At 39.6% G+C, this 13,069-nt stretch carries 7 protein-coding genes; all 7 read right to left on the bottom strand.

Annotated features, from left to right (window positions below; all coding sequences use genetic code 11):
• Positions 1–15: 15 nt before the first annotated feature.
• Positions 16–858 carry an endonuclease/exonuclease/phosphatase family protein gene (locus RIB54_RS07495; protein ID WP_350100192.1) on the bottom strand — a complete coding sequence of 281 codons (843 nt, stop codon included), beginning with the start codon at positions 856–858 and terminating at the stop codon, positions 16–18.
• 306 nt (positions 859–1,164) lie between these two features.
• Complete coding sequence (gene bglX / locus RIB54_RS07490; protein WP_350100190.1) at positions 1,165–3,480, bottom strand: beta-glucosidase BglX; 2,316 nt, start codon at positions 3,478–3,480, stop codon at positions 1,165–1,167.
• 53 nt (positions 3,481–3,533) lie between these two features.
• Positions 3,534–4,904, bottom strand: a complete 1,371-nt coding sequence (locus RIB54_RS07485; protein ID WP_350100188.1) for a glucoamylase family protein — start codon at positions 4,902–4,904, stop codon at positions 3,534–3,536.
• A gap of 125 nt (positions 4,905–5,029) precedes the next feature.
• Positions 5,030–6,988, bottom strand: coding sequence for a glucoamylase family protein (locus tag RIB54_RS07480; RefSeq protein ID WP_350100186.1), 1,959 nt, complete (start codon positions 6,986–6,988; stop codon positions 5,030–5,032).
• 57 nt (positions 6,989–7,045) lie between these two features.
• Positions 7,046–8,353, bottom strand: coding sequence for an Ig-like domain-containing protein (locus RIB54_RS07475; protein WP_350100184.1), 1,308 nt, complete (start codon positions 8,351–8,353; stop codon positions 7,046–7,048).
• Between the two features lie 47 nt (positions 8,354–8,400).
• Positions 8,401–9,897, bottom strand: coding sequence for a RagB/SusD family nutrient uptake outer membrane protein (locus tag RIB54_RS07470; RefSeq protein ID WP_350100182.1), 1,497 nt, complete (start codon positions 9,895–9,897; stop codon positions 8,401–8,403).
• A 10-nt stretch (positions 9,898–9,907) separates the two neighbouring features.
• On the bottom strand, positions 9,908–12,880 hold the full coding sequence (locus RIB54_RS07465) for a SusC/RagA family TonB-linked outer membrane protein (RefSeq protein WP_350100180.1): 2,973 nt from the start codon (positions 12,878–12,880) through the stop codon (positions 9,908–9,910).
• Between the last annotated feature and the right edge of the window lie 189 nt (positions 12,881–13,069).

The following is a 13,069-nucleotide window of genomic DNA, read 5'->3' as shown; positions in this document are numbered from 1 at the left end:
TACGAAGTTCCGACCCTATTTTAATTCTAAATCAGCCACTACCGGAAAGTGGTCTGACGGATAAGCCATGTCCTGGCTATCACTCAGCGTTGCAAATGACTTGACTTTGATTTGATCATTAACAAAAATGTAATCAATTCTTTTTTCAGGTTGCACATCAAAGTGAAATCCATTAAAGGTGGCCTCTGGACCATATGGATCAACATTATCAGCCAATCTGGTATCGTTTAGAAATTCAGTCATTCTCTTATAAGGTGCTGTATCATCTTCAAAATTGAAGTCTCCCATTACCACAACAGGTAGGTCATTCACCAGCTCCTTTATTTTATTAATGATCACCCCAATACTCTTCTCACGGGCAACCACACCAATATGATCAAAGTGCGTATTGAAAACGAAAAATCGCCTTTTAGAATTAATGTCTTCCATTTCTGCCCAACTGCAAACGCGTGGCAAAGCAGCATCCCAACTTTTAGATGGTGTTTCTGGTGTCTCTGACAGCCAAAATGTGCCTGACTGAATAGGTTTGAAATACTTGGTGTTGTAGAAAAAAGCTGAGTACTCTCCTTTTTGCTTTCCATCATCTCTAGCCACTCCTATATATTCGAAATTTGAAAGACCCGCTTTTATATCTTCAAGCTGATGATGTAGACCTTCTTGAGTTCCAAATATCAACGGCTCATGGTATTTCAAAAGACCAACAACCTGATCTTTCCTGTTAGCCCAGTTGTTAACCGGGTCATTTTTATCATCAAACTTGATGTTGTAGGACATCACTTTAATGGAGGTTTCTTTCTTCTGAGCAATTACTAAAACAGAAAGACAAATAAGTCCGACAGTTAATATTGTAGATTTCATGAGTTCATTTTTAATAAAACACCACCATTTAATATTTACCAATATTAAGGTTTTTAATTCTTATGATGTCACATAAAAATTCTCTGATTGCATCACTACGCTCAATTTATTACAGCAATGACCTTTTGTATTCAGATATCACCTGTTTATTGTAAAGTTGTAAAAAAGGGTCGAAGAGACTCCAGATATGAGCACAGCTTACCTGGACTCACTTGGTATGTATTTGAAATTTCTCCGACATATTCCTTTTTAAACACCTTAAGCACTAAAAAAACAAACCTCTTTTAATGACATAAGTATCTCCTCTTACTCAGACCATATAATATTGGTGGTCTTAACATTCGCTGAATTGGTACCCACCATTACTTGAAATGCTCCAGGTTCCCAGGTATAAATTATATTTCTATCCGTCTGATTATCATAGGTATAATATTTCAAATCTTCGGTGGTAATAGTGAAGCTCACCTCTTTAGTTTCTCCTGCCTTTATGAGTACCTTTTGAAATCCTTTCAATTCTTTAACAGGCCGGGTTGTGCTCCCTACCATATCACGGATATACAATTGAACGACTTCTTTACCGTCAATATCACTGTCATTAGTTACAGGAATAGTAACCGTTAAAGACTCATTACCCTTTAATTCAGTGCTACTCAATTTAATCTCACCATAGCTGAAATTGCTATAGCTAAGGCCATATCCAAATGGATAAAGTGGCTCATTAGACACATCCAGATAATTTGATCTGAACTTTTGAAACCACTTGCCTTCTAAAGGTCGGCCAGTATTCTTGTGGTTATAGTAAATCGGGATCTGTCCTACATTTTGTGGGAAAGTAGCACTCAGTTTGCCTGAAGGATTAACCTTTCCGAAAAGGACATCGGCCACAGCTAGTCCGGCTTCAGTTCCCGGGAACCAGGCGTTTAGAATGGCAGGCACATTTTCATCTTCCCACTTCAGCACCAATGGTCGGCCAGTAAAAAGGACAAGAACAACAGGCTTACCTGTTGCCAACAACTGCTTCAACAGTCGCTGTTGTACTGCCGGCAAATCGATATTAGATCGGCTGGAGCTTTCACCAGACATCTCTGATGCTTCACCCATAGCAGCAACAATAACATCGGCTTTTTTAGCTATAGAAAGCGCTTCGGCTGTCATTTCCTCTTCTGACCTATCATCACGATAGGTGTTTTTACCAAAAACACTTACCCTGGCTTCATAATCTGCATCATCTAAAATGTTTGCTCCCTTTGCTGTAAGCACTTTAACTTTGTCACCTGCTACCTCTTTGATACCATGAAGCAAAGAAATGGATTGTTTTACATCCGTAGAGACACTCCATGTTCCCGGCATATTTTCAACATTATCTGACAATGGCCCTATAAGGGCAATGGTTCCATTTTCCTTTAGAGGGAGTACATTATTTTCATTTTTAAGAAGTACTAATGATTCAGCGGCTATTGTCCTGGCTTTGGCCCTGTTCTCAGCAGTAAATACCTCATTGGAAGCACGGGCATCATCTATATACTTATATGGATCATCAAAAAGGCCCAGCTTGTATTTAGCTTCTAAAATTCTTCTGCAAGCCATGTCAATTTGAGCTTCGGTAATAGCCCCTTCTTCTAAAGACTTTTTCAATGTGGTAAGGAATCCTTCACCCACCATATCCATATCAACTCCGGCTTTCAGCGCCATGCCAGATACTTGCTGAAGATCACCAACACCATGATCTACCATTTCATTAACACCAGTATAATCCGTTACCACAAGTCCGTTAAAGCCCCATTGATTTCTAAGTACTTCGTCAAGCAACCATTTATTGCCTGTGGCAGGTATTCCATCAATCTCATTGAATGAGGCCATTACACTGCCCACTCCAGCATCCACCGCACCTTTATATGGCGGAAAATATTCATTGTACATTCGCAAATGACTCATATCCACCGTATTGTAATCCCTTCCAGCCTCTGAGGCTCCATATAGCGCAAAATGCTTAACACAAGCCATCATGGTATTATTTAGTGATAATCCGTCACCCTGATACCCCTTTACCATAGCTTTTGCAATCTGAGCTCCCAGATAGGCATCTTCGCCCGAGCCTTCTGAAATTCTACCCCACCTTGGGTCTCTGGAAACATCAGTCATAGGTGAAAATGTCCAGGCTATTCCCTCAGCAGTAGCTTCCTGGGCAGCAATACGGGCTGAAGCCTCAATCATTTCCATATCCCAGATGCATGATATTCCTAATGGTATCGGAAATGTAGTTTTGTATCCATGGATCACATCCATGGCAAATATTAAAGGAATGCCTAACCTGCTTTCCTCGACAGCTACCTGTTGTGCTTTTCTTATTTTATCAAGGCCTCTTATGTTGAAAAGTCCGCCTACTTTACCTTCCTTAATTTTTGTAGCTATGCCAGTATTATTGGCCAGACCTGTAGTAATATCTCCTGCACTGGGCAAATTCAATTGACCAATTTTCTCCTCAAGCGTCATGACACTCAACAAAGAATCTACTTTGGCAATTGAACTTGTCTCAGAATTGTTTTTCGTATCACAAGATGATAAGCTTAACAAAGCAATCGCAAGACCAAGGCAGAAATGGTTAAGTTTTAAAATATTCATATTAAGCATTTAAAAAAGTTTTTCAATAGCATCTAAGACTTACCAAAGTCTTCTCAATAAGTAAATCCTAATTTTTTAAGACCGGTTTGCACTTCAGGAGCAGACATAAATAACTTCCAGATCAACCCTGATCTGTAGTTTTCTATCATGACTGGTATTGGCCCCTGGTCGATAGCCAGGTATCTTGGTAAATACCAATTATTTTCAAAGCTAAAGGCATCATAAGGGCCAAACTCTCCAATTAAAGAATCTCGCTCAGGGGCATATAGAAACTTGAGCATTTGCATACTCTCTTTAGGTGTATATGGAAAAGAAGAAAGTGCAGCAGTTGGTGAAATAACACCAAGATCTTCGTCTGGTCGGTGACCTGCATACCCTTTCATAGAATAGCTCGAAGTAAGCCCCCAAAGGTTCTCACCATAGCCTTCAAAACCTTTAGGGTTGTCCACAGCATATTTATAATGGATCATGGCATGGTTTTGATTCAGCTTCCAATAGTCGGCATACTTATCCTTTAAACTGCTTGGATTCAGGCCAGTATGAGAATAATGTGCCCAGAACAATGGCCCTACCGGAGAATTGTTGGTTTCATAATGATCGAGCTCGGTCTCCAAACCATAAAAAGTGGTGTCGTTGCCAATATCACCATTTCTTGCCCAGCCCTGATGGTACACTTCCGGATCAATAGCATGAGTTGGTGAAGAGGCTGCCAATACGTACATAATCAAGCATTCGTTATAGCCGCCAACGGGGAAGTTCATGTCCCAGCCGTAATTTGGCGACCAATGCCAGTAGAGCACATTTTCACCACCCTTCGTATGCCAGTTAAACTCTATACCTTCCCAAAGTGCATTAATGCGATCAATTAAGGTTTTCTCTTTAGGATCATTGGGGCTCAAATACTGCCTTACCGTAATTAAGCCAGCAGCCAGAAAGGATGACTCAACCAGATCCCCACCATCATCCTTCTTGCTAAACGGTTTTACCTTACCTGTATCACCGTACCACCAATGTGGCCATACGCCATGAAAACGGTCGGCTGTTTCTAGAAAAGTTACCATCTTATCAAACCTTGCAACTCCTTCTTCCCTGGTAATAAATCCTCTCTCGATACCAACTACCAAAGCCATAAGGCCAAATCCTGAGCCTCCTGAAGTCACCACATTCTTATCATCACTTGGATAGATACCATCCATATGAACACGCTCGCAAGCCATGCCACTAACAGGCTCCGCCCCATCCCAGAAATACTGAAACGTTTGATATTGCACCAAATTCAAAAGTGAATCTTCTGAGATAGTTTCTTTATTCGTATTTTCCGAGACATTCTCCCCTTTTGGTCCGCATGCACTAAAAAATACTAGCGCCATAAGACTCAGTAATTGCCACAGTTGTTTATTGTTGTTAAAAGAATTCTTTATCATGATCAAAAGGTTAAAAGAGTGTTATAAATAATAGTCCATAAAACAATGGAAATAGAAATAATCGCTACCCAAACAATTGTCTTTATATAGTTTGCATTTTGAAATATCATCATTGCAATGCAGTTTTAGTAGATAAACCCAAGTTTATCCAGACCTGCTGTAACCTCAGGGTCTTTCATGAACAGATCCCACAAAAGTGCCGTTCTATGATTTTCAATCATAACAATTATAGGCCCCTGATCTATGGCCAAATACGAACTGGCATACCACCCTGCTGTCAAATTATAGGCATCGTAAAAGCCATAGTCACCCCAAAGTTTATCACCTAACAAATAATAGAAATATCTAATGGCTTCCATAGACTCCTCTGGAGTGTATGGGATTGAGCTTATTGCAGCAGTTGGGGTGATTACTCCAAGATCGTTGTTTGGGGAATGGGCTGAATAGCCATTGTCATTATCACTGGCCGTAAGCCCCCACGAGCCAGTAGAGTAACCAACAAAATTTGAAGGATTGGCGACACAATATGCCCGGTTAATAAGCGAATGATTAACATTTTGCTCCCAATAGTTAGCATACTGATCTTCAAGGCTTCTTGGGTCTAGCCCTAAGAAGGAATAATGTGCGAAGAACAAAGGTCCGCCACGGTCAGAACCAAGTGGCAAATTAATGTTATAAAAATCATTGCCATTGACCATAGCGCCATTCCGTGCCCATCCTTCATGGTAAACATTAGCAGCTATTGGATGAGTTGGGGAAGCAGCAGCTAGCACATATATAATCAGTGCCTCATTCCACCCTTGTATTTTATGGTTTTTCTGGAAACCAAAGTTTGGAGACCAATGCCAGGTAAGTGCATTATCTCCCTCTTGCACAAACCAATCCCACTCCACCGTTTCCCATAGAGTTGTGATCTTATCTATGATTGCCGCTTCCTGGACATTTGCATCATTCAAATATTGTCTTACAGCCAATAGACCCTGTATCATGAAGGCAGTCTCCACAAGATCTGCCCCATCATCATCTGCGCTAAAAGGAATTGTTTGACCAGAGGTGCCATTCATCCAATGTGGCCAAACCCCATGAAATCGATCTGCAGTCTCAAGGAAATCAACAATCGTCTCCACCCTGTCAATGCCTTCCTGCCTGGTGATAAATCCACGTTCAATTCCTACCAATATAGCCATTATACCGAAACCGGAGCCACCAATGGTAACGATCTCACCTGAAGTATTTCTTTCACGAGCCAATCCACTTGAAGGATGTCCAAAGTCCCAGAAGTATTTAAAGGTTTGTTCCTGAACTTTGGTTAGTAACTCTTCATCACTGATCTCAGGAAATTTATAGGTGGAATCAAGTTGGGTGTAAAAGTCTTTTTCGAAGCCTTTAAAAATAAACCCTTGCGCACTTTTAAGATCTTCATCAATTGATAAAGTGTATCTTTTAAGATGAGTTGCCTCATCGGTATTACTAATTAATAATGTCTTGTTATCATCTGTCAATTCGAAAGCCAGATTTAATGAACCTGCCCTTATAAAAGATGAGAAGTCTTCATCTGGCGATAAAGCCTCTGAAAATTGGGCCTCAATGCTAAATGAGGTAGGAATGTTTTGTACACGTGCAGCTGTATTTAAATTCTTACCAACTATCGAAATAGCTGTAAGTTCTATTTTGCCTTTAACAGTGCGGAACTGAAAATCAGCTCCAGGGAAAATTTCATTAGTTGTAGATTTTATTTCTCCGATATGAAGGAGATATTTAACATCGTTAATCAATGCAACATCAGGAGTGGCAGATATTGTTTTACCATTGTCCAGATAAGCAAAATTTAAAAGTATTTCTTCTTCAGATTCATTGGTTAGCACAATGGATGACTCTGCTGATGATGGATCAAGAGGCAAGCTAAAAGACATAAGAAGTCCCTTATCAATAGGCATATCTTCAATGGTTTCTGATTCAACCAAATTTATTGTTCCAACTCTTGCACTTACCAACTGCAAAATGCCAGATGCTACTTCAGGTTCGTTATCTTTTGTACAAGACAAGCCAATTACCACTAAAAAGAAGAATTTAAATTTGTTCATAAAATAAAATTAAAGGCCTCTTTAAAGAGGCCTTTAACTGATTATTAATAGTTGAATTTATGGTTTTTCAGCAGCATATAAATCAGCTGCATCTGCTGCACTAAACGCAGCCTTAAATATTCTGAAATCATCTAACCATCCTTTGAAGTGCTGAGAAGTAGGGATATCATATCCGCCCCATGGTTCAGCATCCCACATTGTACCAGCTCTTGACTGAACAAATCCAAATGCTAGATCATCAACAACATCAGGTTCAGCACCTCTATAAGTAACACCTGTTACTGTCTGCTTAATATCTCCGTCAGGCCACAAATCGAAATCAAAGCTCTTCATCAAGTCTCCATTGAAGTAAAGCGATCCTTTCTTTTCGGCTGCATCATATGTGTAAATAGCATGATACCATTTATCTTTGATAATATCCTGCATCTGCTGAGCTGAAAGGTTTTGAGCAAAGTCCCATCCTTGCCACCCACCAGTAGTATTATCTGTTGCACCATTTGGAAACCACATGTCTTCACTCACTGCAGTTTCATCTTCGGTAGTATAGCTTATTGCAAATTTAGATCCATCATACCCTCCAAAAATCTCATACTGAATTCCGAAAAATGCTCCTAAACCAAAAACAAACATTCCTGTAGGGTCATCATTTTCATTAACATGACCTTCTGTATTGGTCTTCACCCAAAAACTTACGGTAAAACTAGAGGCATCTGTCATTAAAGAACTTGCATTTGGTACTTCAATAATACTTGTGTTACCATTAAAATAAGCGGCACTTCCTACTGCACCAAAACGGTCAGTTTGATATTCAATTGACACTTCAGCATTTGCATCATATGAACCTGCATCATCAGTTGCATCTCCATCGAATTTCCAATATGCCATTTGATCTGCTTCACTTGGAGGAACCACTGGCTGACGCCCATCGGTTTTAAAAGTTCTTGTTGCACCAACCAACACACCACCATCTGCAGCAGTTAATGCCGAGGTAATAGTTAAAGTATAATCTGTACCTCTTTCAAATCCATCTGCAGGAGTAAAAGTTACATCACTTCCGGTAGCAGAAATGTCTCCTGTAATTGATGTAGAACCTGCAGTTATTGTAACTGAAGAAGCACTTACATTAGCTGCATCAACCTCTCTCGAAAAAGTTATTGTAATTACAGCATCTGGTGGCACATCCGATGCTGCAGTTGCTGCATTTAAATCAACAGTAACTTCATCACCTGATGACAAACTCGTTCCGGTTGCTGTGATAGCACTTATTTCCAAGGCTGCGGGCCCATCATCATCATCTCCACAACCCGAGAATGTCAAAACGCCAACGGCCAGCAACACTATAGACCATAATCTCATTTTTTTCATTGTATTCATCTTATTTTAAGTTTAGTAATTATTAAAAATTAGTTTAGTTAATTGTTCCATCTGGGGTCTTGCACGATAGCCCCATCAGAGATGTCTATTTCAGATTGAGGTATAGGAAAAATTTCATGTTTCCCTTGAACGAACCCTTTTGGCCCCAAAACTGTGGCTGCTCTATTCGTTCTAACCAAATCCCAAAATCTTAAGCCTTCCAGAAATAGTTCTCTACTTCTTTCGTCATAAATCTCTTGTCTTAATTGTACCTGATTTGTAGTTGTAATGTCAGGAAGAATAGCATTATTACCTCCTCGGGCTCTGGCTCTCACCTCATTCAAATAGTCCAATGCCATAGACGTTTTACCATTCTCATTTAAGGCTTCAGCAGCCATAAGCAATACATCTGAATATCTGATAATCCGTCTGTTATGTCCCCATATGGCCTGAGCTCCATCTCCCGATGCATAGGCTTTCTGATTATATGACTCTATTTCCAATATCTCTGTTTTGGTGGCATCGGTATAAGTAGTATCAGGGGTGGTAGCGTCTCCCGAAATAACCACGCCATCAACCACTTCATTAAGAAAAATAATTGAAGCATCTAATCTGGGATCTTGACCTCCCATAAACAGCATCCATTCATGCTCTGGTCTATTGAAGCCCCACCCGTAATTTGGTGTTCCTCTCACCCCTTGTGTATTAGCATACTGATTTCCACCTAAATTGAGGTTATTTTCAGGCAAAGCACCAACCTCAAAAACCGATTCTACACCATGCTCTCCAGCTACATTAAAGGCATCCTCAAAATCTGTCTCCAGATCATACTGCTGCGAATTAATTACCTCCAACGCATATTTTTCAGCGTTTGTAAAATCTCCTAAGAATAGATACAGTCTTGCCAGAAGTGCTCTGGCGCTTCCTTTTGTTGCTCTTCCCAGGTCATCGGCATCATAATCAGATTTCTCTGGGAGATTATCTATTGCAAACTCGAGATCGGGGAAAATAATTTGATCAAATATTTCCTGCCTTGAAGACTTACCCAAACCTGATGATGTTTCTGAAGATGTAACCATCGGCACATCGCCAAAACCTCTGGCCAGTATAGAGTAAAAGTAAGCTCGTAAAAATCTTGTCTCGGCCACCAGCCTATTTTTAAGATCTTCATCCATGTCAATTTGTGGCACTTTCTCCATTACCAAATGCGCTCTTCTAATACCCTGATATAATGCACGATACCAATTCTCTATATTCCCTTCTGATGCAGTGAATGCAAACTGATCAAATAGGTTGATCTGAGAACCATCACCTGGATTACTACCTTTTCTTGATTCATCTGACATAATATCCAGTAATGGGAACCCTCCCGTATTTATATGCCAAAGTCTGAGGGTATTATAAACACCATTTGTTGCAGATATTGCTTCTATCTCAGTACTAGGGTAGTTACCCGCAGTTAATGAACCTAGTGGTGCTCTTTCTAAAAACTCATCGTTACATGCCGTAGCAATAAGACAAATTAGAGATAGTATTATATATTTTAATTTTTTCATGTTTCTTGATTTAAAATGTCAGGTTTAAACCAGCACTTATAACCTTAGTTGTAGGATATACACCGAGGTCAATTATTCCACCTATGGCTGAATCGCTACCGCCCAACTCTGGTGTATAACCACTATAATCTGTTGAATTCCAGAGATTTGTACCTCTGACATATACCGAGGCTGTTAAGATCTTTAGCTTTTCTATCAAAGGGTTCGGAAATGCATAACTTATGGTAACTGTTCTTAGTTTTATAAACGATGCATCCTCAATAAAATAATCAGAAGGGTTATAATTAATTCCACCTGTAGAAGCCTTAGGATCAGTATTTGAAGTTCCTGGGCCTGTCCAGCGTTCATTAAATCTGTCTTCATAGTTTAGGGTTGCAAACCTTATGGCTTGTTTACCATTGTAAATTTGATTGCCTGATTGTCCTGCAAAGTCCAATGATAAACTAAGTCCCTTGAAGCCAACATTCGCATTGAAACCGTACACAAAATCTGGTATCCATGAACCGATGATCGTTCTATCATCTGCATTTAAAACCCCATTACCATCCGTATCAGCATAAATAAAGTCACCAATACCCTGCTGCGATAAGCGTGGTGTGCTTGCCAGCTGATCAGCATCCTGAAAAACACCTATAACCTTGTAACCATAAAAAGATCCAATAGATTGACCTTTCTCTGTGATAGTTACACGCTGACCATTACCTAAATCACCAGATATGATTTGTGTTCCGGCCCCGGGTATTCCTTCACCTAAACCCTCAACTTCATTCTTTACAGTATTGCCAGTTACTCCAAAACCATAACTAACCTGACCAACCTCATCCTGCCAGTTTAAAACAAAATCAAATCCACTGTTTCTTACATCCGCTGCATTGAATCTTTTCTGAACAAAAGCTCCTGCACCTGCATAGCCAGGCAAGTCGAGCAATACTAAAATATCGCTTGTAAGTCTATTATAATAGTCAATTTCACCAGAAAGACGGCCTTCTAATAAGCCAAATTCAACCCCAATGTCAAACTCTGAAGTCTCCTCCCATTTCAAATCTGAATTTCCGGGACGCCCTGAAAATGTAGCTCCAGAATTAATCGCCTCATTTTGACCAAAGACAGCATCTATTCCTGCACCAATTACTGAATACTGATCTAAGAACGGAATGTTTTGATTTCCATTAATTCCCCAACTGGCCCTTAATTTCAATTTTTCCAGAGGGATGCCAGCTGGAAAAAATGCCTCATTACTTAAATTCCAACCTAGGGCAAAAGCGGGGAAATTACCATAACGGTTATTAGCCCCAAAGCTAGAAGATCCATCTCTTCTGAAAGTGGCTGTAAAAAGGTATCTGTCATCGTAGACATAGTTTGCCCTAAATAATATTGAGCTTAAAGCCCTTACCGATGAGCCATTTGTGTTTTGCTGATTAACCGTTGAGCCCGCATTTAAATACCACAGGTCTTCGCTCTCGCCTAATAAATTCTCTCTGGTACCTGTCAAGTCCTCAGAATTATTTTCTTGTGCAGAATACCCTATCACAGCGTCAATTCTGTGAACACCTATTTCTTTATTGTAAGCAAGGGTATTTTCAAAAATCCAGCTTCTATTCTCCCCAAATTCAACTTTTAAGTCATTCTCTTCATTTTGCTGGGTAGGGGAAACATAATATACCGGAGTAAAACTTCTGGTTTTGTCATTTCCTATATCAAACTGGTAACTGGTTTTGAAAGTAAAGTCCTTTAGAAATGTAAGCTCAGTATAGACATTGCCAACTATCCTGAAAGCTTTGGTTTCAGAATTAGAGTATTCTATAGCAGCCAGGGGATTACCCGAGCCTTGTACCTCTCCAAATGAGCCATCAGCATTGAAAGGTGCATTAATCGGCCATGCCCAATATGCAGGGCTTACAACTCCCGGAGCATTGGTGGTGTTACGCAGTATGCCAGTCATGGATGTACCTATCTTCAGGTAATCACGCACTTTATAAGAAGTATTGAGTTTTAAATTCGCTCTTTGAAAATCAGATTTAGGTATTATTCCTTCTTGTTGAAAAAGTCCACCAGAAAGGTAATAATTCAGTTTTTCGGTAGCTCCTGAAACAGAAAGAGTATAAGTCTGCATGGGTTGCCAGTCTTCAAAAACTAAATCCTGCCAATCTGTATCTGGCAAAACGCTTATATTATTGTAGGTTCCAGGAGTTACATCGTTAATATATCTGGCAAACTCAGGACCAGACATCAGATCGAGTTTATTGGCTACTTTTTCCACACCATACTCAGCAGCAAAACTAATTTTAGCATCTCCAGTACCTTTTTTGGTCGTAACAATTATAACCCCATTAGCTCCTCGGGTTCCAAAAATTGCTTTCGCTGAGGCATCTTTTAGCACTTCAATAGAAGCGATATCCTGATTATTTAGAAAATTAATACCTCCATCTACAATTACTCCATCAACTACATAAAGCACTCTATTATCATTTAAGGTATTAATGCCTCTTAGCCGCACATAGCTTTCTGATCCTGGCGTACCCGAACCACTTAAAATTTGAAGGCCAGCTACTTTTCCTTGTAAAGATTGAACAGGGTCAGCAGCAGGAGATTTGATAAGTTCTTCACTTTTAATAGAAGTAACAGAGCCCGTCAGATCAGATTTCCTAACAGATCCATATCCTATAACTACTACTTCTTCAAGTTGGCTAACATCTTCTTCCAAGCGTACATTAACCTCTGAGCGGCCGTTAACTGCAACACTTTGAGTTTTATACCCTATGAATGAAAATATCAAAGTCATATTTGGCTTATCCAGTTGTATTGAGTAATTCCCATCAATATCTGTGACCGTTCCCAGTGATGTTCCCTCAACCACTACATTCACACCGGGCAGGGCTCCATCATTGGATGTTACCGTACCATTGACAATTAAACCCTGACCAAAAATATTTCCTGCAATGAAATAGAAAACAAGGCCAAGTAAGTATTTACTTTTGATCATAGTTGAAATTTAAATTTTACCAGTGCAATGTATACCTGATAGTTTCTGTTGAATAATGGTAAAATTACTTAACCTTATAAGCAAAAATTGGAAGGGAATAGTGACAAAAAACCTCCAAGAAATCGTTTACAAACTGGCTATTTATTGCGCTTAAAAAACAACGAATAAAAGCTTTGCAAACGTTTTTAT

The organism is Fulvivirga sp. (assembly GCF_040218215.1).
Lineage (GTDB): Bacteria > Bacteroidota > Bacteroidia > Cytophagales > Cyclobacteriaceae > Fulvivirga.
This window is presented reverse-complemented; position numbering and strand designations above follow the sequence as displayed.